Consider the following 18,946-nt stretch of genomic DNA (forward strand, 5'->3'; position numbering starts at 1 on the left):
GTATGTCCATCAGCGCTGATATTTTGACTTCTTACAAAAAAATAGATGAAGAGTATATAGACAGACTTCTGGGAGAGGAGATCGCGGCCAGCAATAAAAAGCTCGTGGTTCTGGACGATGATCCCACCGGAGTGCAGACAGTCCACGACATTTCTGTCTATACGGGATGGGACAGAGACAGTATCCGGGCGGGATTTGAGGAGAGGAACAATCTCTTTTACGTGCTTACCAACTCCCGGGGCTTTACGGAAGAGCAGACGACGAAGGCTCACCATGAGATTGCGGCAGTGGTAGACGAGGTGGCCAAGGAGACGGGGAAGGAATACATATTTATTAGCCGCAGCGACAGCACCCTGCGGGGACACTATCCTCTGGAGACGGAGCTTTTAAAGGCGGATTATGAAAAGAATACCGGCAAGGTGATCGACGGGGAGGTGCTCTGTCCTTTCTTTAAGGAGGGGGGAAGGTTTACCATTGGCAATGTGCACTATGTGAAATACGGCGATGAGCTGGTGCCGGCCAACGAGACGGAGTTTGCGAAGGATAAAACCTTTGGGTACAAGGCGGCTACCATGCCGGAGTATGTAGAGGAAAAGACAAAGGGCGCCTACAGGAAAGAGGATGTAACCTGTATTTCTCTGGAAGATATCCATAATATGGATATAGATAAGATAGAAGGGCAGCTGCTCGCTGTAAAGGATTTTAACAAGATCGTTGTCAATGCGGTGGACTATGCGGATGTAAAGGTATTTTGCGTGGCTCTCTACCGGGCTATGAGAAAGGGGAAGGTCTTCATGCTGCGCACAGCGGCAGCCATTGTCAAGGTCATGGGAGGCGTCACAAGCCAGCCTCTTCTCACGAGAGAGCAGATGGTGGTGAAGGAGACGGAAAACGGCGGTATCATTGTGGTGGGCTCCCATACGGAAAAGACGACCCGTCAGCTGGAGGCGCTAAAAGAGCTGAAGGAGATTGAGTTCATTGAGCTTGACGCCACCTTGGTGAAGGATGCCGCGGCCTTTGAAGCGGAGGTGCAGCGCTGCCTTGAGAAAGAAGAGGCGTGCATAAAAAGCGGCAGGACCGTGTGCTGCTACACTACAAGAGCCCTCATCACAGCGGACACAGGGGACAGGGAGGATGAGCTGCGGCTCTCTGTGCGGATCTCTGATGCGGTCCAGTCTCTGGTGGGAAGGCTGTCTGTGACTCCGGCCTTTGTCATTGCCAAGGGCGGCATCACCTCCAGTGATGTGGGTACAAAGGCGCTGGCGGTAAAGCGGGCTAATGTGCTGGGACAGATCTGTCCCGGTATCCCTGTGTGGCAGACAGGGGAGGAGAGCAGATTTCCCGGTATTCCCTATGTGATTTTTCCTGGCAATGTGGGGGAGGCGGATACCCTCAGAGAGGCGGCGGAGATCCTGATAAGGGGAAGATGATCTGACAAATAAATAACACAGAAAACAGTGGAAAGGACCGGCCTTTTCATTGTGCGAGAAATACAACGAAAACAAACGTAAAAATAAACAAAAATAAACATGCATTTTATACATGATATACAAAAAGATTGATAAAAATTAGATTAAATTGACAAAAACAAACATAAGAAGTACAATACAAACATAAACAAACACAATGGAGCGTGAAGGAGGAATGAGATATGCCTCAATGTGTAGTAATCGCAGATGACCTGACAGGGGCGAACGCCACGGGTGTACTTCTGAAGAAGATGAATTACACGGCCTACACGGTCATGAATACGGAGCGGATTGAGCTCAGTACCCTGAAGGATTGTGACTGTGTTCTCTATCCCACGGACAGCCGTGGGGTTGACCCGGAAATCGCCTACAACCGTGTGCACAATGTCTGCACTCTGCTGAAAAACGATGATGTCAAGGTCTACTCCAAGAGGATTGACAGCACCCTGCGGGGAAATCTGGGAAGCGAGACAGATGCCATGCTGGACTGCCTGGGTGAGGATTACGTGGCGGTTGTGGCTCCCTGCTTTCCCTCATCGGGGCGTATTGTGATCGGAGGCTATATGCTTGTGAACGGACTGCCGCTGCATAAAACGGACATCGCCATCGACCCGAAGACGCCGGTCACTATATCGGAGGACGCGGTGCTCTTTGAACAGCAGAGCAAGTACAAGGTGGCTTCCATCCTGATGAAGGATCTGATGCACGGTAAGCATTATCTGGCAGACCTGATGAAAAAGCATGTGGCGGAAGGATGCAGGATCCTTACCGTTGACTGCGTGACCCAGGAAGATCTGGATCTCATCGCGGACGCGGTGATCACAAGCAAAATGAAGGTAGTGGCCGTTGACCCGGGCGTCTTCACAGCTACTCTTGCCAGAAAGCTGATCACCCCCTCTGAGAAGAAGGAAAAGAGCCGTATCCTTGCGGTGGTTGGAAGCGTGCATCCAAACACGAGAAACCAGATGGAGGAGCTGTGGCTCTCCCAGAGGACCCACAATGTGTTTGTGAACACAAAGGAGCTTCTCGAGGACGATGAGAGGCGGGAGAAGGAGATCAGCCGGGTGACGGAGGAAATCCTTAGGGAATGTAAGCTGAATGTGGTTTCTACAGTGACCGGCGACGGCATCTATCCGGAAAACCGCATTGATTTTAAGCCCTACATGGAGAAGTACAACTGCTCCATGGACGAGGTGACCGGCCGCATCAATTCCGGCTTCGCGGAGATCACTTACCGGATCTTTAAGGCAGAGCCTGAGTTCAGAGGACTGTACACAAGCGGAGGGGACATCACAGTGGCTGTGTGCGCGCGGTTTGACACGGCGGGCTTAAGCCTGATGGACGAGGTGCTTCCTCTTGCCGCCTACGGACAGTTCTTAAAGGGCGAGTTCGAGGGAGTTCATATTATCACAAAGGGCGGCAGCCAGGGACAGAACGATGCTATCAACAGATGCATCACGTACCTGAAAGAGAAGCTGTATATCTAAAAATACATAATACAAAACACACTATTATTCAGATACACAGTAGAAAGAAAAAGGGAGGATGAGATTATGAGTAAACCACTTATTGCAGTGACCATGGGCGATCCGGCCGGCGTTGGGCCGGAGATCGTGGCGAAATCGCTGGCATCCGAGGCGGTCACAGAGGTGGCGGACTGCGTCATTGTGGGAGACAAAAAATGCATGGAGAACGCCATCCGCATCGTGGGCGCGGACCTGGAGATCCGCGTCATTCAGAAGCCCTCGGAGGGGCAGTATGAGAAGGGGATCATGAACCTGATCGACCTGGACAATGTGAATATGGATGTCTTCGAGTTCGGCAAGGTCAGCGGCATGTGTGGGAAGGCTGCCTATGACTACATTGCAAAGAGTATTGAGCTGGCGAACGCCGGGGAAGTGGACGCGATATCCACCACACCTATCAACAAGGAGGCCCTGAAGGCGGGTGATATCCATTTTATCGGACACACGGAGATCTTTGGAGCCCTTACAGGTACAGAGGATCCTCTGACTATGTTCGAGACAAACGGCATGCGGGTATTCTTCCTGACAAGGCATGTGTCTCTTCGCCAGATGCTGGACATGATCAAGAAGGATCGAATCGTGGACTATGTAGTCAGATGCACGGAGGCCCTGAAACGTCTCGGGGTGAAGGAGGGAACCATGGCCATTGCGGGCCTGAATCCTCACAGCGGGGAGCACGGTCTCTTCGGCTGGGAGGAGGTGGAGGAGATCATTCCCGCCATCGAGGAGCTGAAGAAGATGGGATACGATGTGGCAGGACCCATCGGCGCTGACTCCGTATTCCACCAGGCGGCCATTGGAAAGTACAACAGTGTCCTCTCCCTGTATCACGACCAGGGACATATTGCCACAAAGACGCTGGATTTTGAGAAAACCATCGCGATTACAAATGGGATGCCTATCCTCAGGACATCTGTGGACCACGGCACTGCATTTGATATAGCGGGCACCGGAAAGGTGAGTGCTGTGAGCATGATCGAAGCCATTCGGCTGGCCGCGAAATACGCACCTCATTTTACAAAATAACAAGATGTATAATCTAAAGGAGGGATTTGTATGATAGGAGGACTGGACGGCAACAGAATGTTGCTTGGTCTTGCTGTAGGTATTATTGTTCTTATTTTTCTTGTACTGAAGACAAAGGTTCAGGCGTTTCTGGCGCTGATCGTATGTACCGTTATCGTGGGCGTTGTAGGGGGGATGCCCCTGTCCAATATCACACTGGAGGACGGGACCACGCTGGGGATTGTCAACTCTATCACGGGAGGCTTTGGAAGCACTCTTGGAAGTATCGGTATCATCATCGGTTTCGGCGTTATGATGGGACAGATCTTTGAGGTGACCGGTGCGGCCAAGCGGATGGCCTACACCTTCTTGAAGCTCTTTGGAAAGAAGAGAGAGGAGGAGGCCCTGTGCCTGACTGGTTTCCTTGTATCCATCCCTATTTTCTGCGACTCTGGATTTGTGGTTCTTTCACCGATCGCCAAGGCTATTTCCAGAGCAACAAAGAAATCTGTGATCGGTCTGGGAGCTGCTCTGGCCGCCGGACTTGTCATCACCCACTCCCTTGTTCCGCCTACACCCGGACCTCTGGGTGTGTGCGGTATCTTCGGGATCGACGTAGGTACATTTATTCTGCTGACACTGGTTCTTGCCATTCCAATGGCAATCGGCTGTGTGGTTTATGCAAAGAAGGTTCTGGCAAAGAAATTCTACCGCATCCCCAACGAGGACGGTGAAGTAGTCGAAATGCCCTACCAGGAGCCGGATTATGAGAACGCTTTCCACATGGGAGACGAGAAGATGCCGGGAACATTTGAGTCCTTTGCTCCTCTGTTCCTGCCCATCATCCTCATTCTCATCAACACAGTAGCTACAGCTGTGGGACAGACAACAGGTATCATGGAAGTGCTGATCTTCCTTGGCCAGCCCATCATCGCGGTAGGCCTGGGACTGCTCCTGTCCATCTTCACCCTTGGAAGAGGGCTTGACAGACATACAGCTCTGACAGAGATGGAAAAGGGTATGGAGTCGGCCGGTATCATCATGCTTGTAACAGGTGGAGGCGGAGCTCTCGGCCAGATCATCAAGGACTCCGGACTTGGCACATACATGGCAGAGGGCCTTGCCCAGACAGCCATCCCGATCATCGTGCTTCCTCTGATCATCGCCACCCTGATGCGTTTCATCCAGGGCTCCGGAACAGTGGCCATGACAACAGCCGCGAGTATCTCCGCGCCCATCATCATCGCATCAGGCGTGAACCCCACTCTGGGCGCTATCGCATGCTGCGTGGGCTCTCTGTTCTTCAGCTACTTCAACGACAGCTATTTCTGGGTTGTAAACAGAACGCTGGGTGTGAAGGAGGCAAAGGACCAGCTGCAGGTGTGGTCAGTGACATCCACCATCGCGTGGGCCATTGGTATTGTTGAAGTTCTCATATTGAGTATTTTCATGTAATCGTGTACAATAATCCGTAAGAGGTGATTTGTATGCTGGCAGCAGAGAGGCAGGCAAGGATCGTGGAGCTGATCAGGGAGCAGGGAAGCGTCCAGGTGGATGATCTGGCGCATGATCTGCAGGTCAGCACTATGACAATAAGAAGAGATCTGGAAAAACTGCAGGAGGACAATATACTTGAGCGATGCCATGGAGGTGCGGTGGCAAAGCAGGAGGTGACCTATGCAGACAAAAGTACCAGCCACAAGCATGAGAAGGTAAAGCTGGCAGCCAGGTGCGTGCCCCTTGTCTCGGCGGGGGATAACATCTATCTGGACGCCGGGACTACTACCTACGAGATTGCCAAGGCGATCCAGAACGTGCCGGACATCATGGTCATGACAAATGACCTGGAGATTGCCGGGCTTCTGAAAAACAGCCAGGCTGAGCTGCTGCTGTGCGGCGGAATGGTACAGAAAAGTACCGGAAGCATGCTTGGATATTATGCGACTCAGATGCTGGAGGATTTCCGGTTTGACATAGGCTTTTTCGGAGCCGCGTCCATCAACGAGGAGCTGGAGGTCTTCACTCCTACAGTGGATAAGGCTTTCCTGAAGAGAAAGGCTCTCCAGAGATGCCGGAAGGCGTATCTTGTGGTGGATGAGTCCAAATTTGGGAGGCAGGCTGTGACTAAGGTCAATCACCTGTCGGATTACACGGCGGTGCTCACTACGAGGGAGCTAACCGCTGAGGAAAAGAGAAAAGCAGAAGAGTCTGATGTCAGAATGATTTATGTGTAAAGAGTGAAACCGCTGCGGGGCAGAAAAACAGACTGCCCCGCAGCGGTTTTGTCGTGCGCCTGTGATGAGCTATATCCGCCGCGAAGCACACTCACCGGCACAATACACTGATCCGAGTCAGATAGTCCTCCTCGTCAGCGGACAGCTCATCCAGGACCGCTTCCTTATATACGAAGCTGCCCGGCGTCAGGCCCTTTTCCCGCGCAAAGGAAAGGAGCGCCTGGCAGGCCTCCTCAGAGCGGTAGTAGTTGCCCCGCAGATAGACGGCGGCGTATGTGCCGGCGGACTTTACATGAATTTGAGTGTCGGAGGGCAGGCCGTCCACGGAGAAGGAGGTCTTGGTGAAAAAATATGCATAGGTCTCATAATCACCCTTTTCCAGAGAGGACACCGGGAGCATGGCGCCGTAGGGGTGGCCGGAGTTGATGTGCTCCCTGCTGCAAAGGCCGATGTGGCTGCAGAGGACAGAAAAAATTTTATCGTGGTCATCCGTGTAAAGAGGGCTGCTGAGTACCAGCAGCTCTCTTTCCTTCTGCCTTTCCAGAAGGACCGGGGACAGGTCTGTCACATCCCGGAAGTCCCTGGCCTGGCGGACGAGGGAGAGCTTGGTCTCGATGACGGTCCGGATGCGGCGCAGCTGCTCCAGTTCCCGCTCCACCTTTTCCCTTTGCAGGAGAAGAAGCCCTTCCAGGTCGCCGGGGCAGCGGTGGTCGATGTAGGCCTTGATCTCTTTGAGAGGCATGCCCAGCTCCTTCAGGCAGGTGATGGTGAAGAAGACGTCGCACTGGTTCTCGCTGTAATATCGGTAGCCCTTCTCGTCCGTCAGGGCGGGGGAGAACAGGCCAATCTCATCGTAGTGGAAGAGGGTTCTTTTGTTGGTGCCGCACAGGGCGGCGAATTCACCGGTTTTTATGCATGGAATATCTAATTTTTGCATAATTATACACATTCTCCTTGACTATACCGTAACGTTATACTTTATTATAAGCGGGATAGACAAGTCAGTCAATTTAAAATAGTAGATGAGGAGAAGATGCATTATGCCAAAATTAAGCGAGAGAGTGGGCACATTTACCGATTCGGTGATCCGCAGGATGACCCGGATCAGCGATGAGTACGGAGCTATCAATTTATCCCAGGGATTTCCGGATTTCGATCCGCCAAAGGAGATCATGGACGCCCTGGCCAGGGCGGCCTATGCAGGCCCCCATCAGTATTCCATCACCTTCGGGGCGGAGAATTTCCGTCAGGCCCTGGCCAGAAAGCAGGGGAAGGCCATCGGCCGGACCATTGACCCGGAGACGGAGATCGTGGTGACCTGCGGGGGGACGGAGGCTATGATGTGCGCCATGATGACCATCTGCAATCCGGGGGACAAGGTCATGGTGTTCTCGCCTTTCTATGAAAATTATGGGGCGGACGCTATTTTATCAGGGGCAGATCCCATCTACATCCCTCTGGTGCCGCCGGAGTACACCTTCGATATTGCCCTCGTGGAGAAGGGCTTTCAGGAGGGTGCGAAGGCCATCATTGTCTGCAATCCCTCCAATCCCTGCGGGAAAGTGTTCTCCAGGGAAGAGCTGACAGCCATCGGCGAGCTGGCCGTAAAGTATGACGCCTTTGTGGTGACGGACGAGGTGTACGAGCATATGGTATATGAGCCATACCGCCACACCTGCATGGCCTCCCTGCCGGGCATGTACGATCACACCATCACCTGCAACTCCCTGTCCAAGACCTACTCCATCACCGGATGGCGCCTGGGCTATCTCATCGGGCCTGCGGAGGTGGTGGAGGCGGCCAAGAAGGTTCACGACTTCCTTACTGTGGGAGCGGCGGCTCCCCTCCAGGAGGCAGCTGTGGTGGGGCTGAACTTCCCGGATTCCTACTATGAGGAGTTGAAAGAGCTCTACACCCAGAAGAGGGATTATTTCCTGGCCGGGCTGGACAGGATCGGCCTGTCCCACAATGTCCCCCAGGGAACCTATTTTGTCCTGATAGACATACAGAAATTCCTGGACCTGCCCAAATTTGCGGGCTATACGGATCTTGAGTTCTGCGAGTGGATGATAAAACATATCGGTGTGGCGGCTGTGCCTGGCTCCAGCTTCTTCAAGGAGGAAGTGAACCATCTGATCCGGCTGCATTTTGCCAGGGAAAAAGAAACCATAGACGAAGCCATTAACCGTCTCAGTAAATTACAGGAGTTGTTATGATGAAAGCTTATTCAGTATTTTTTGCAAATTATACGATCGGAGAGAACGCCTACGGACAGGTGCCCCAGGTGTGTCTCCCTTTTGGAAAGAGGATTTTCCTGATCGGCGGCAGGAGGGCCATGGACGCCGCGGAAGGGCTTCTCGGCAAGGCCCTGGAGGGGAGCGGACTTGTCGTTCTGGAGTCTGTGGAGTTCGGGGCGGACTGTACCTACCGGACCATTGACCGCTGGGCACAGCGGGCGAAGGAGCTGGGGGCTGATATGATCTTTGGCATGGGCGGAGGAAAGGCGCTGGACACGGCCAAGGGCGCTGCAGAGAGGGCGGGCCTTCCTGTCTTCACCTTCCCGACGATTGCAGCCACCTGTGCGGCCACCACAGCCCTGTCCGTTGTGTACCGGGAGGACGGAAATTTTGACAGCTTTTACTTTTACGACAAGCCTGCAAGACATTGCTTTATCAATACCCGGGTGATCGCGGATGCCCCTTGCGAGTATCTGCGGGCTGGCATGGGCGACACCATGGGAAAATTCTTTGAATGTCACTTTGCGGCAAGGGGCGACCATCTGGATCACAGCTCCGCTCTGGGCCGGGAGATCAGCAACCTGTGCTACGGCCCCCTTCTGGAGCATGGCGTGCAGGCTTTGGTGGACTGCAGGCGGCATGAGCCCTCCTTTGCCCTGCAGCAGGCGGTTCTGGCCAATATTGTCAGCACAGGGATGGTGTCCCTGATGGTGCTGGACGACTACAACTGCGCCATCGCCCACTCCGTATACTACGGACTCGTGCTCCTTCCAGGCTTTGAGGAGAAGTACCTCCACGGCGATGTAGTGGCCTACGGTGTCCTTGTGCAGCTTGCGGTGGACAAGGACTGGGATAGAATGAGAGAGGTGAAAGGCTTTCTGAAAGAGCTGGGGATCCCCTCCACCCTGTGGGAGATGGAGGTGCCCCTGGACAGAGAGTATCTGCGGGATGTCCTCAGGGAGACAGTGACCGGCCCGGACATGGAGCACATTCCCTACCCGGTGACGGAGGATATGATTTTTGAGGCTATGAGAGAAGTGGAGGAGCTGGAAGGATAATGGAGAACGCGGTAGAAAAAACAGTGGAAAGTACCTATATTAATAAGAAAAACCTGTTAAAATTTATTTTTGGGTCAGCCTTCGGCGTGCTCATGTTCCTGGTGCCCATCCCCTACGAGACCTCCTTTACCACCCTCCTGGACTTTGTGAAAATGTGGCTTCAGGCCCTCTTTGGGGGAAGTCTCATCTATATCGTGGTGACTCTCCTCGTGGTGTCGGCGGTGCTCAGTACCTATGACTTTTTCGCAAAGCCGGATTTTATCCGGAAGAACCGGTATCTGAGCAAAGCCTTCTGCACTACGCCCCTCTATCTGGTGTCCAAGATCATCGGGGCTGTGGCAGGAGTCATGGTGCTGACGGGAATGGGACCGGAAACCGTCGTTTCAGCAGACACGGGCGGAACCATTATAGACCTCTGCGGAACCTTGTTCTGCATCCTGATCGCCTTCAGCTTTGTGCTCCCCTTCCTGACAGACTGCGGGATCATGGAGTTCCTCGGGGTGATCGCCCGGCCTGTGGTGCGCCCCCTGTTCCATGTGCCGGGGCGGGCGTCCGTGGACCTGATCGCCTCCTGGTTCGGGGCAGCCAATGCGGCTGTCATCCTGACGAGGGAGCAGTACATGAAGGGATTTTACACAAAAAGAGAAGCCGGCTATATCATGACCAACTTCTCCCTTGTGTCCGTTCCCTTCTGCCTTATGGTGGCAAATACCATCGGGCTGGATTCCATTTTTCCCGTCTTTTATCTGTGTATCTGCCTCATCGGCATCATCCTGGCGATGATCATCGTGCGCATTCCGCCTATCCGCACCATACCGGACACCTATCGGGAGGTGACGGGACGGCAGGTGGCCGAGGATCGGCCGGAGGAGAAGGGAATATGGAGATTTGCCCTGGAGTCAAGCTGCAAGAGAGCGGGAGAATTCCATCTGGACACTGTGCTGACAAGCGGGCTGGAGGTTATGATGGGAACGCTGTTCGATCTGATCCCTATTGTGGCCTCCTGGGGCGTCATCGCCCTGGCCATCGCCACCTACACGCCCTTCTTTGACTGGATTTCCTATCCTATGGGCCTGTATCTGCAGCTCTTTGGAGTGGAGGATGCCTTTGCTGTGGCGCCGGCAACGCTGGTGGGCTTCACGGATATGTTTATTCCGGCTCTGCTCATTGCGGGGACCGAGGTGGCGGTAAAGACAAAATTTATCATCGGCGTCCTGTCCCTTGTGCAGATCATTTACCTGACCGAGGTGGGAACCGTGGTCATCAAGAGCGAGGTGCCCCTGGGCTTCTGGAAGCTTTTTGCCATCTTCCTCGAGAGGACGCTGATCGCCATACCGTTTATCGTGCTGTTTGCGAATCTTATATACTGAAAAACCAGACGTGAGGAAAAGAAAGAGGGAAGCCGTGGGGCTTCCCTTTCCTGATGTCTGCTTCTTTTACTCGTAGAGAACCTCCTGCAGGTACATTCCCTTGGGATCGCAGGGGGCGCTGGCGGCCTGCTCTCCGGCAAAGATGGCGGTGATGTCCTCCGGCTTTCTCGTGCCAAGTCCGATGTCCAGGAGAGTGCCCACGATGGCCCGCTGCATGTTGTGCAGGAAATCGTCGGCGTGCATGGAAATCTGCATCTCCTCCCCGTCGTCGTAGATGTCGATCCGGTACATCTCCCTCTCCGTGGACTTGTTGTGCTTTACGGTGGAGAAATTTTTAAAGTCGTGCCTCCCGAGGAGAAGCTGCGCGGCCTCCTTCATGGCGTCCATATCCGGCCGGCGGAAGCAGTGGAAGGTGTACTTGAAATCAAACACGCTGGGCACATCGCTGATGGTAGCCCGGTAGATGTAGATCTTTGACTTTGCGTTCAGCTGGGCGTGGAAGCGCTCGGGCATGTCCTCCACGGATATGATGGCGATATCCATGGGCAGATACCGGTTCAGATAGTGCTGGATCTCATAGTCCTTCATGTCCGTGTTCGCCTTGAAGCTGGCTGTCTGGCCGTAGGCGTGGACGCCTACCTCTGTGCGGGCTCCGCAGAAGAGCTCCACATCCTCACCTGTCATCTTCCGGATGACCTCCAGGATCTTGTTGGAGATGGTGTTTGTGGACTCGTTTTTTCCGAGACGGACCCAGCCCTGGTAGCGGCTGCCGTCATATTCTATAGTAAGCTTGATATTGCGCATGGTCTTCCTCCTCATATAACCTGAAATCACAAAAAACATTTAAAACCAGTTTTAGTATAGCAGATTATCTGATATACTGTCCAGTGAACAAACAAATGACAGACAGGAGAGATTGCAAAATGACAGAGAGCAGAAAAGTATCAGAGTCTATCTCAGAGACAGTGCACATGGTGCGGCCCAACCATCTGAACGCGGCGGGGCGTCTCTTCGGAGGCGTGCTCATGCAGTGGATGGACGAGCTGGCAGGCCTTGTGGCCAAGCGCCACACAAGGAAAAATGTGATCACTGCCTCCGTGGACAATTTAAGCTTTCTGCGGGGCGCCTACCAGAAGGATGTGATCGTGATCACCGGCAAGGTGACCTACGTGGGAAATACATCCATGGAGGTGAAGGTGGATTCCTGCGTGGAGGATCTGGACCGGAACAGGACGCTGATCAACAGAGCCTATTTCACCATGGTGGCTCTGGACGAAAATGACCATCCGACCAGAGTGCCCCGCCTGGAGCTGGAGACAGAGGAAGAGAAGGAAGAGTGGAAGAACGCGGAAAAAAGGCGGGAGATGCGGAAGCACTATAAGCTGTAACCCACATTCCCGTCCCATATTGATCATTTATATTTATATGTCTGTGCCGGCAGAGGGGCAAAACCTCTCAGACGCCGGCCTTATTTTTTTCGGCGGTTTATCTGAGACATGACAAGAGTGACCATGCTGTCGATCTGTTTCTTCTCCTCGTCGGAGCGGCCCTCCTTTAAAATTTCAAGAATGAGGGAGGTCTCCTCGGGGGAGAAGCGGATCCCCTTCCTGTTTGCGGAGGAGATGAGTGCCATCATGGCGGCCGCCAGCGTGTTTCCGCTCTTTCCGGAGGTCTGCGCCGCCGCTGTTTTGATGAGCTCCAGCTTGACAGGGTCAATATGTTCCATCGCCGGGTGATTCATCCAATCCTGTGCCATTGTCGTTCACTCCTTTTCTGTTATCATCGCTGCCCTCTTCTGTGCCCTCGCGGCATCTGTCTTCCCGTCCGCCATCCTCCCGGACATCGTCCTCCCGGGGCGTGCCCTGGAAAAGGTTCATCATATTCAGGATATCTCCCGTGCCCCCCGGATCCGCCCCTGACATGTCCGGGAAACCCATGCCGGACAGATCCATGTCCTTCATCATCTCCATCATACTCATGGCGGAGAGGATACTGTCCACGGCTCCTTCATTTTCCCCCATATAGGGCTTCAGCTCCTCCAGCATCTCCGTGAAGGAGGGAGGCGTGCTCTGGAACTCCTTCCGCTCCGGACCCCGGGAGAAAATGCCGAAGTAGCGGATCGTATTCTGAAGCTCTGTGAACCGGATGAAAAAGGCGAGCATCCTCTGCGCGGCAGGAGGGGTATAGGGCAGCAGGAGCTTCAGCATCTGCAGTTCCCCGGAGGATGTGAGAGTGTCAAAGGGAGTCATGGGAAGCGGCGTCCGTTTATCCATACAGCCCACCTGTCTGAAGCGTTGTAACTATATATATGGATGAAAAGGGATAAATATGACAGCGCAAAAGGAGGCTGCGCCCGACAGACGCACATATCCATCGGACGCAGCCGTATCATTTGCTGTTAGCAGCAGCCGTTTCCTCCGAAACCGCCGCAGCAGCACAGGAGAAGGATGATCCACAGGCAGTTGTCGTTTCCGCAGCCACATCCGTAGTCGCCGCCGCCCCGTCCGAAGCCGCCGCAGCAGCACAGAAGAAGGATGATCCACAGACAGCTGTTTCCTCCAAATCCACTTCCGCATCCACAGCCGGAACGTACACCGGAGTCACATCCGCATCCGCAGTTCGATGATAAATCGCTCATTTGATTGCCTCCAACATATTTTGTTTACAGTACATCATATGCTTTGCTCCGGGATGTGTGAAAAAGAAATTTTAGAGAGTGTCAAGAAAAAATGCTTGACAGCGGAAAAGCTTTGGTATATGATAACACAGGTGATTTGAGATGGATGATTTTTTAAAGCAGACATTGCTATATGATTTTTACGGAGAGCTTCTGACCAGTCACCAGAAAGAGATCTACGAGCAGTCCGTGCTGGAGGATCTGTCCCTTGGCGAGATCGCCCAGGCGGCGGGGATCAGCAGACAGGGAGTCCACGATCTGGTAAAGCGCTGCGACAGGACGCTCCAGGGGTATGAAGACAAGCTTCATCTGGTGGAGAAATTCCTTGCCGTCAGGGAGAAGGTACACCGGATAGGCCAGGTGCTTGACCGGTATGATCCGGAGGACAACAGCCAGCTGGCCCGGGAGATCAGAGAGATAGCAAGAGAGATCATAGACGAATTGTAGTTTGTAATAGAGCAGCAAAGAGGAGTTGGAGAATGGCTTTTGACAGTCTGACAGAAAAACTTCAGAATGTGTTCAAGAACCTGCGGAGCAAGGGACGGCTGACAGAGGACGATGTCAAAGAGGCGATGAAGGAGATCAAGCGGGCTCTCCTGGCCGCTGATGTCAACTTCAAGGTCGTGAAAGGCTTCATTAAGAACGTGCAGGAGAGAGCCATCGGGCAGGACGTGATGAACGGGCTGAACCCGGGACAGATGGTCATCAAGATCGTCAATGAGGAGCTGGTTGCCCTCATGGGATCCGAGACCACAGAGATAAGGCTCCAGCCTGGAAGCGCCATCACTGTTATTATGATGGCAGGTCTCCAGGGTGCAGGTAAGACAACGACCACCGCAAAACTGGCGGGAAAATATAAACTGAAAGGGAAGAAACCTCTCCTTGTGGCCTGTGACGTATACCGTCCGGCCGCTATCAAACAGCTCCAGGTGAATGGAGAAAAGCAGGGAGTGGAAGTCTTTTCCATGGGTGACAGCCACAAGCCGGCGGACATCGCCAGGGCAGCTTTGGAGCATGCCCGCAAGAACGGCAACAATCTGGTGATCCTGGATACAGCGGGCCGTCTTCACATTGATGAGGATATGATGGCAGAGCTCCAGGAGATCAAGGAGACTGTGGAAGTACACCAGACGATCCTGGTGATCGATGCCATGACCGGACAGGATGCGGTCAATGTGGCGGAGGAATTCAACCAGAAGATCGGCATCGACGGTGTCATCGTCACCAAGCTGGACGGCGACACAAGAGGCGGTGCGGCCCTGTCTGTCAAGGCAGTGACCGGCAAGCCGATCCTCTACGTGGGTATGGGAGAGAAGCTGTCGGATCTGGAGCAGTTCTATCCGGACCGGATGGCGTCCCGAATCCTTGGCATGGGCGATGTGCTGACCCTCATCGAGAAGGCAGGAGCCGAGATCGACGAGGAGAAGGCCAAAGAGATGACCCGCAAGATGAAAAAAAACCAGTTCGATTTCGACGACTTCCTGGAGAGCACCAAGCAGATGAAGAAGATGGGCGGGCTCTCCGGTATCATGAGCATGCTTCCCGGCATGGGCGCCATGGGCGGCCTGGGCGGTAAAAAGGGGATGCAGTTAGATGACAGCCAGGCCGAGGAGGCCGAGAAAAAGATGGCGCGGATGGAGGCCATGATCTATTCCATGACTCCGGCGGAGCGCCGTGACCCGGATCTTCTGAATCCTTCGAGAAAGCACCGCATCGCAAAAGGCGCAGGTGTGGACATCAGCGAGGTAAACCGCATGGTCAAGCAGTTTAACGAGATGAAGAAGATGATGAAGATGATCGGAAAAGGTGGTAAAAAGGGAAAATTCAGATTACCTTTTTAACCAGCACAGGCGTGTACAGCGCATGTGCCATATAGATCAATAAATATGTGGAGGTGAAACAAAATGGCAGTAAAGATCAGATTAAAGAGAATGGGACAGAAGAAGGCTCCTTTCTATAGAATTGTTGTAGCTGACTCCAGATCCCCAAGAGATGGCAGATTCATCGAGGAAATCGGCACTTACGATCCGAATCAGGATCCCAGCGTCTTCAAAGTAGACGAGGAGGCCGCTAAGAGATGGCTGAACAACGGTGCGCAGCCTACAGAGGTAGTAGGAAAGATTTTCAAGGCAGCAGGCATTGAAAAATAATACTGGGAGGTGCGCAGTATGAAAGAACTAGTGGAAGTCATCGTCAAAGCACTTGTAGATGATCCCGAGAGCGTTGTTGTGACAGAGAAGGAAGAAGGCCGCACAACCATTGTGGAAGTGAAAGTGGCTGACTCAGATATGGGTAAAGTCATCGGCAAGCAGGGGCGTATCGCCAAGGCAATCCGCGCTGTCGTGAAAGCAGCAGCCTCAAAAGAAGATAAGAAAGTGGTAGTAGATATCGCTGGTTAAGAAAAAGAGCGGGTCCAGGAAGGGACAAAGAGACAGTATGTCGGGATCTTCCGGGACACGCTTTTCTTTACAAGGAGAATAAAGATGGAAAAACAACTGCAGGCAGGCGTCATCACCTCCACCCACGGCATCCGCGGCGAGGTGAAGGTATTTCCCACCACAGATGACGCACAGTATTTCAGAGAGCTGAAAAAAGTATATCTTGACACTGGAAAAGAACAGATCCCCCTGGAGATCGAACATGTAAAATTCTTCAAGCAGTTCGCTATCCTGAAATTCAAGGGGATCGATAACATAAACGACATAGAAAAATACAAAGGAAAGAGCCTTATGATCGACAGGGAGGACGCCTCCCCCCTGGGGGAGGACGAGTACTATATCGGCGATATGATCGGCATGGACGTCTACACCGACGAGCCGGCGGAGCACTTCGGCGTTCTTAAGGACGTGCTGGAGACCGGGGCCAACGATGTGTACATCATCGACTCTGACTGCCACGGGGAGGTTCTCATCCCGGCTATCCGCCAGTGCATCCTCAGCGTTGACACAGAAAAAAATGAGATGTACATTCATCTGATGGAGGGACTTCTGCCATGATGCACTTTCATATTATGACGCTTTTCCCGGACATGGTGATGTCCGGCCTTGGCACCAGCATTACAGGCCGGGCCATCGCAAACGGCCTTCTCTCCATAGAGGCTGTCAACATCCGGGACTATGCCTTCAACAAACACAACAGCGTGGACGACTATCCCTACGGCGGAGGCGCCGGCATGCTGATGCAGGCGGAGCCGGTGTACCTGGCCTACAGGGCCATTGAGGAACAGATCGAGAGGCGCAGGGCGGAAAGCGAAGGAGGCCAGGACGGCCGGCCCTGCGCTGCGCAGGGCGGCGCAAAGACAAGGGTCATCTATCTCTCCCCCCAGGGGCAGACCTTCAACCAGGAGATGGCCCAGGAGCTGGCCAGGGAGGAGGACCTGGTGCTCCTCTGCGGCCACTATGAGGGCATCGATGAGAGGGTGCTGGAGGAGATCGTGACAGACTACGTCTCCATCGGGGATTACGTGCTCACCGGCGGGGAGCTGCCCGCCATGGTCATGGTGGACACTATCTCCCGCCTTGTGCCGGGAGTCCTCCACAATGACGTGTCCGCGGAATTCGAGAGCTTCCAGGACAATCTCCTGGAGTATCCCCAGTATTCCCGCCCGGAGGTGTGGCATGACAAGCAGGTGCCTCCCATCCTTCTGTCCGGACACCACGCCAATATCGAGAAGTGGCGGCGGGAGCAGTCTGTCATCCGCACGGCTATGAGGCGTCCGGATCTCCTTGCGAAGGCGGAGCTGACGGAAGCGGAGAGACGGCTGGCGGAGGGGATCCTGGAGAAGAAAGAGATTTCTGGAGATGAGAGAGCTTAAGGGAACACTTGAGGAAAATCTAAGCAATTGCGGGAAAATTCCGAAAAATAGTTGCGAAAGGCAGTGGAAAATGCTATTATAATTGCAATTATATAATTTAAACAACTATTACATCATATTGAGACAATGCGCAATGGAGTGTTATGGGCAGTTGTCGGTTCGAAGAGTTCCGCCAGAGGGACTCTTTTCTTTTTTTATGGACATCCGGCGCTGTTACGCTTACGTCATTGATCTCAGGAAAGACGGGTGAGAGAGGATCATGGGCACAACAGCGGCCGAGATTAAAAAGAGAGCAGAGGAGCTTCGCGGGCAGATCACAGCAGACAGGAGGCATCTCCATCAGATACCGGAGATCGGGATGGATCTGCCAGGGACAGCGGACTACATCAGGAGACGTCTGGACGAGATGGGAATACCGTGGAAGAACTGTGGCGGGGATCTCCCGGAGAAGGTGACAAAGGATTTTGTGGAGGCGGGATTTCCCCGGATGGAGAGAGCAGTGGGGATCACAGCTGTCATCGGACACGGAAGCCCCTGTATTCTGCTGCGGGCGGACATGGATGCCCTCCCCATACGGGAGGACAATGATCTGGATTTTAAGTCTGAGAACGGCTGGGGGCACATGTGCGGCCACGACAGCCACGTTGCCATGCTCCTGGGGGCGGCCCAGATCCTGAAGGAGAGGGAGGACTCTTTAAAAGGCACGGTCAAGCTGGTATTCCAGCCCGGCGAGGAGACAGGAGCCGGGGCAAGAGTCCTGGTGGAGAACGGCCTTCTGGAAAATCCGAAGGTCGACGCCGCCTTTGGCATTCACGTCCAGTCTGTCACTAAGACCGGAGAGCTGGGGTATGCGGTGGGCGTCAACTCCGCTTCCCTGGACACCTTTATCGTGAAGATCAAGGGCAGCGGCGGACACAGCTCCCAGCCACAGCTGTGTATTGACCCGCTGATGATCATGAACCAGATCTACCAGGCTGTCAATCTACTGGCCACAAGGGAGGCAGATCCGGCGGCTACAGTGGCCCTGACCTGCGGCGTGGCGAAGGGAGGAACAGCCGTCAACATCATCCCCGACGAGGCAGAGCTTCACATCGGCGTGCGGACCCTGGATGTACAGGCGGCAGAGCATCTGACAAAGCGCATCCCGGAGCTCATTGATCACTATGTGAAGGCCTGGAGAGGGGACTATGACATGACTGTGTTCCATACGCCCTGCACCTACAGCGACGAGAAGCTGTGCAGGGAGCTTGTCCCCTTCGCGGAGGAGATCCTTGGAAGAGAGAATGTCAGTCAGATCCCGCCCATGACCGGGACGGAGGACTTTGGATACATTACAAAGGAGGTGCCGGGCATGTTCGCCTTTATCGGGGCCGGACAGCCGGGAAACGCGCCCCTACACAATCCCCACATGGTGCTGGACGAGGATGTGCTCCCTCTGGGAGCTGCCCTTCACGCCTACACAGCCATCTCATGGCTGGACCTGCAGGGGTAGAAAGCCGGCCTCCAGGGCGTAAAAAGCGAATATCATCATAGAGAAGTATCATCATAAAGAGAAA

At 53.8% G+C, this 18,946-nt stretch carries 21 protein-coding genes; 16 read left to right on the top strand and 5 right to left on the bottom strand.

Translation table 11 applies throughout. From position 1 onward, the window contains the following. The first annotated feature begins 2 nt into the window (after window positions 1–2). The 5 genes from FGQ86_RS06745 (at window position 3) to FGQ86_RS06765 (ending at window position 6,234) form a co-directional block, all read left to right on the top strand. On the top strand, window positions 3–1,430 hold the full coding sequence (locus FGQ86_RS06745; protein ID WP_138303277.1) for a four-carbon acid sugar kinase family protein: 1,428 nt from the start codon (window positions 3–5) through the stop codon (window positions 1,428–1,430). A gap of 221 nt (window positions 1,431–1,651) precedes the next feature. Continuing rightward, window positions 1,652–2,956 carry a four-carbon acid sugar kinase family protein gene (locus FGQ86_RS06750; protein WP_033125406.1) on the top strand — a complete coding sequence of 435 codons (1,305 nt, stop codon included), beginning with the start codon at window positions 1,652–1,654 and terminating at the stop codon, window positions 2,954–2,956. 66 nt (window positions 2,957–3,022) lie between these two features. Further along, on the top strand, window positions 3,023–4,021 hold the full coding sequence (pdxA, locus tag FGQ86_RS06755) for a 4-hydroxythreonine-4-phosphate dehydrogenase PdxA (protein ID WP_138303278.1): 999 nt from the start codon (window positions 3,023–3,025) through the stop codon (window positions 4,019–4,021). Between the two features lie 30 nt (window positions 4,022–4,051). Then, on the top strand, window positions 4,052–5,455 hold the full coding sequence (locus FGQ86_RS06760) for a gluconate:H+ symporter (RefSeq protein WP_033125408.1): 1,404 nt from the start codon (window positions 4,052–4,054) through the stop codon (window positions 5,453–5,455). 32 nt (window positions 5,456–5,487) lie between these two features. Further along, on the top strand, window positions 5,488–6,234 hold the full coding sequence (locus FGQ86_RS06765; RefSeq protein WP_138303279.1) for a DeoR/GlpR family DNA-binding transcription regulator: 747 nt from the start codon (window positions 5,488–5,490) through the stop codon (window positions 6,232–6,234). Between the two features lie 91 nt (window positions 6,235–6,325). Here the strand turns inward: FGQ86_RS06765 and FGQ86_RS06770 are convergent, their stop codons facing one another. After that, window positions 6,326–7,171, bottom strand: coding sequence for a MerR family transcriptional regulator (locus tag FGQ86_RS06770; RefSeq protein WP_171031522.1), 846 nt, complete (start codon window positions 7,169–7,171; stop codon window positions 6,326–6,328). 103 nt (window positions 7,172–7,274) lie between these two features. Here FGQ86_RS06770 and FGQ86_RS06775 point away from each other — a divergent pair, with 103 nt between their 5' ends. The 3 genes from FGQ86_RS06775 to FGQ86_RS06785 are packed head-to-tail and all read left to right on the top strand — an operon-like array spanning window position 7,275 to window position 10,899. After that, window positions 7,275–8,450 carry a pyridoxal phosphate-dependent aminotransferase gene (locus FGQ86_RS06775; protein ID WP_033125411.1) on the top strand — a complete coding sequence of 392 codons (1,176 nt, stop codon included), beginning with the start codon at window positions 7,275–7,277 and terminating at the stop codon, window positions 8,448–8,450. Beyond that, window positions 8,450–9,529, top strand: a complete 1,080-nt coding sequence (locus tag FGQ86_RS06780; protein WP_138303281.1) for an iron-containing alcohol dehydrogenase family protein — start codon at window positions 8,450–8,452, stop codon at window positions 9,527–9,529. The genes FGQ86_RS06775 and FGQ86_RS06780 overlap by 1 nt, the downstream gene beginning before the upstream one ends. Beyond that, a complete protein-coding gene (locus tag FGQ86_RS06785) occupies window positions 9,529–10,899 on the top strand; it encodes a YjiH family protein (protein WP_138303282.1) in 1,371 nt (456 codons plus the stop codon). The genes FGQ86_RS06780 and FGQ86_RS06785 overlap by 1 nt, the downstream gene beginning before the upstream one ends. Before the next feature lie 66 nt (window positions 10,900–10,965). Here the strand turns inward: FGQ86_RS06785 and truA are convergent, their stop codons facing one another. Continuing rightward, on the bottom strand, window positions 10,966–11,703 hold the full coding sequence (gene truA / locus FGQ86_RS06790) for a tRNA pseudouridine(38-40) synthase TruA (RefSeq protein ID WP_138303283.1): 738 nt from the start codon (window positions 11,701–11,703) through the stop codon (window positions 10,966–10,968). Between the two features lie 119 nt (window positions 11,704–11,822). On the opposite strand from truA, the gene FGQ86_RS06795 reads away from it, so the two are divergent. Beyond that, entirely contained in the window at window positions 11,823–12,287 is a 465-nt protein-coding gene (locus FGQ86_RS06795; protein ID WP_138303284.1) for an acyl-CoA thioesterase, read from the top strand. A gap of 80 nt (window positions 12,288–12,367) precedes the next feature. Here FGQ86_RS06795 and FGQ86_RS06800 read toward each other — a convergent pair whose 3' ends face one another. The 3 genes from FGQ86_RS06800 to FGQ86_RS06810 all read right to left on the bottom strand — a co-directional run bounded on the left by FGQ86_RS06800 (window position 12,368) and on the right by FGQ86_RS06810 (window position 13,537). Then, on the bottom strand, window positions 12,368–12,655 hold the full coding sequence (locus tag FGQ86_RS06800; protein WP_033125416.1) for a hypothetical protein: 288 nt from the start codon (window positions 12,653–12,655) through the stop codon (window positions 12,368–12,370). Then, a complete protein-coding gene (locus tag FGQ86_RS06805) occupies window positions 12,612–13,172 on the bottom strand; it encodes a hypothetical protein (RefSeq protein ID WP_052083986.1) in 561 nt (186 codons plus the stop codon). The genes FGQ86_RS06800 and FGQ86_RS06805 overlap by 44 nt, the downstream gene beginning before the upstream one ends. Before the next feature lie 125 nt (window positions 13,173–13,297). Then, window positions 13,298–13,537, bottom strand: a complete 240-nt coding sequence (locus FGQ86_RS06810) for a chorion class high-cysteine HCB protein 13 (protein WP_138303285.1) — start codon at window positions 13,535–13,537, stop codon at window positions 13,298–13,300. A gap of 141 nt (window positions 13,538–13,678) precedes the next feature. On the opposite strand from FGQ86_RS06810, the gene ylxM reads away from it, so the two are divergent. The 7 genes from ylxM (at window position 13,679) to FGQ86_RS06845 (ending at window position 18,882) form a co-directional block, all read left to right on the top strand. Beyond that, entirely contained in the window at window positions 13,679–14,023 is a 345-nt protein-coding gene (gene ylxM, locus FGQ86_RS06815; protein ID WP_138303286.1) for a YlxM family DNA-binding protein, read from the top strand. Window positions 14,024–14,055: 32 nt separating this feature from the next. After that, a complete protein-coding gene (ffh, locus tag FGQ86_RS06820) occupies window positions 14,056–15,417 on the top strand; it encodes a signal recognition particle protein (protein ID WP_138303287.1) in 1,362 nt (453 codons plus the stop codon). A 63-nt stretch (window positions 15,418–15,480) separates the two neighbouring features. After that, window positions 15,481–15,726, top strand: coding sequence for a 30S ribosomal protein S16 (rpsP, locus tag FGQ86_RS06825; protein WP_033125421.1), 246 nt, complete (start codon window positions 15,481–15,483; stop codon window positions 15,724–15,726). An 18-nt stretch (window positions 15,727–15,744) separates the two neighbouring features. After that, a complete protein-coding gene (locus FGQ86_RS06830) occupies window positions 15,745–15,975 on the top strand; it encodes a KH domain-containing protein (RefSeq protein WP_076777611.1) in 231 nt (76 codons plus the stop codon). Between the two features lie 84 nt (window positions 15,976–16,059). Beyond that, the gene (gene rimM, locus FGQ86_RS06835; protein ID WP_138303288.1) at window positions 16,060–16,572 is read left to right on the top strand and encodes a ribosome maturation factor RimM; all 513 of its coding nucleotides are present in this window, start codon (window positions 16,060–16,062) and stop codon (window positions 16,570–16,572) included. Beyond that, the gene (trmD, locus tag FGQ86_RS06840; protein ID WP_330637041.1) at window positions 16,569–17,390 is read left to right on the top strand and encodes a tRNA (guanosine(37)-N1)-methyltransferase TrmD; all 822 of its coding nucleotides are present in this window, start codon (window positions 16,569–16,571) and stop codon (window positions 17,388–17,390) included. Before rimM ends, trmD begins: the two co-directional genes overlap by 4 nt. Before the next feature lie 259 nt (window positions 17,391–17,649). Further along, window positions 17,650–18,882, top strand: coding sequence for a M20 family metallopeptidase (locus FGQ86_RS06845; protein WP_033125424.1), 1,233 nt, complete (start codon window positions 17,650–17,652; stop codon window positions 18,880–18,882). Window positions 18,883–18,946 lie beyond the last annotated feature (64 nt).

Origin of the sequence: Clostridium sp. BSD2780061688st1 H5, from assembly GCF_005845155.1 — a bacterium.
GTDB classification, from domain to species: Bacteria; Bacillota; Clostridia; order Lachnospirales; family Lachnospiraceae; genus Claveliimonas; species Claveliimonas intestinigallinarum.

Excerpts from the sequence above, each read along its gene's own strand:
- FGQ86_RS06745 (WP_138303277.1), top strand. The coding sequence starts at position 3 with ATGTCCATCAGCGCTGATATTTTGACTTCTTACAAAAAAATAGATGAA.
- FGQ86_RS06750 (WP_033125406.1), top strand. The coding sequence starts at position 1,652 with ATGCCTCAATGTGTAGTAATCGCAGATGACCTGACAGGGGCGAACGCC.
- pdxA (WP_138303278.1), top strand. The coding sequence starts at position 3,023 with ATGAGTAAACCACTTATTGCAGTGACCATGGGCGATCCGGCCGGCGTT.
- FGQ86_RS06760 (WP_033125408.1), top strand. The coding sequence starts at position 4,052 with ATGATAGGAGGACTGGACGGCAACAGAATGTTGCTTGGTCTTGCTGTA.
- FGQ86_RS06765 (WP_138303279.1), top strand. The coding sequence starts at position 5,488 with ATGCTGGCAGCAGAGAGGCAGGCAAGGATCGTGGAGCTGATCAGGGAG.
- FGQ86_RS06770 (WP_171031522.1), bottom strand. The coding sequence starts at position 7,171 with ATGCAAAAATTAGATATTCCATGCATAAAAACCGGTGAATTCGCCGCC.
- FGQ86_RS06775 (WP_033125411.1), top strand. The coding sequence starts at position 7,275 with ATGCCAAAATTAAGCGAGAGAGTGGGCACATTTACCGATTCGGTGATC.
- FGQ86_RS06780 (WP_138303281.1), top strand. The coding sequence starts at position 8,450 with ATGAAAGCTTATTCAGTATTTTTTGCAAATTATACGATCGGAGAGAAC.
- FGQ86_RS06785 (WP_138303282.1), top strand. The coding sequence starts at position 9,529 with ATGGAGAACGCGGTAGAAAAAACAGTGGAAAGTACCTATATTAATAAG.
- truA (WP_138303283.1), bottom strand. The coding sequence starts at position 11,703 with ATGCGCAATATCAAGCTTACTATAGAATATGACGGCAGCCGCTACCAG.
- FGQ86_RS06795 (WP_138303284.1), top strand. The coding sequence starts at position 11,823 with ATGACAGAGAGCAGAAAAGTATCAGAGTCTATCTCAGAGACAGTGCAC.
- FGQ86_RS06800 (WP_033125416.1), bottom strand. The coding sequence starts at position 12,655 with ATGGCACAGGATTGGATGAATCACCCGGCGATGGAACATATTGACCCT.
- FGQ86_RS06805 (WP_052083986.1), bottom strand. The coding sequence starts at position 13,172 with ATGGATAAACGGACGCCGCTTCCCATGACTCCCTTTGACACTCTCACA.
- FGQ86_RS06810 (WP_138303285.1), bottom strand. The coding sequence starts at position 13,537 with ATGAGCGATTTATCATCGAACTGCGGATGCGGATGTGACTCCGGTGTA.
- ylxM (WP_138303286.1), top strand. The coding sequence starts at position 13,679 with ATGGATGATTTTTTAAAGCAGACATTGCTATATGATTTTTACGGAGAG.
- ffh (WP_138303287.1), top strand. The coding sequence starts at position 14,056 with ATGGCTTTTGACAGTCTGACAGAAAAACTTCAGAATGTGTTCAAGAAC.
- rpsP (WP_033125421.1), top strand. The coding sequence starts at position 15,481 with ATGGCAGTAAAGATCAGATTAAAGAGAATGGGACAGAAGAAGGCTCCT.
- FGQ86_RS06830 (WP_076777611.1), top strand. The coding sequence starts at position 15,745 with ATGAAAGAACTAGTGGAAGTCATCGTCAAAGCACTTGTAGATGATCCC.
- rimM (WP_138303288.1), top strand. The coding sequence starts at position 16,060 with ATGGAAAAACAACTGCAGGCAGGCGTCATCACCTCCACCCACGGCATC.
- trmD (WP_330637041.1), top strand. The coding sequence starts at position 16,569 with ATGATGCACTTTCATATTATGACGCTTTTCCCGGACATGGTGATGTCC.
- FGQ86_RS06845 (WP_033125424.1), top strand. The coding sequence starts at position 17,650 with ATGGGCACAACAGCGGCCGAGATTAAAAAGAGAGCAGAGGAGCTTCGC.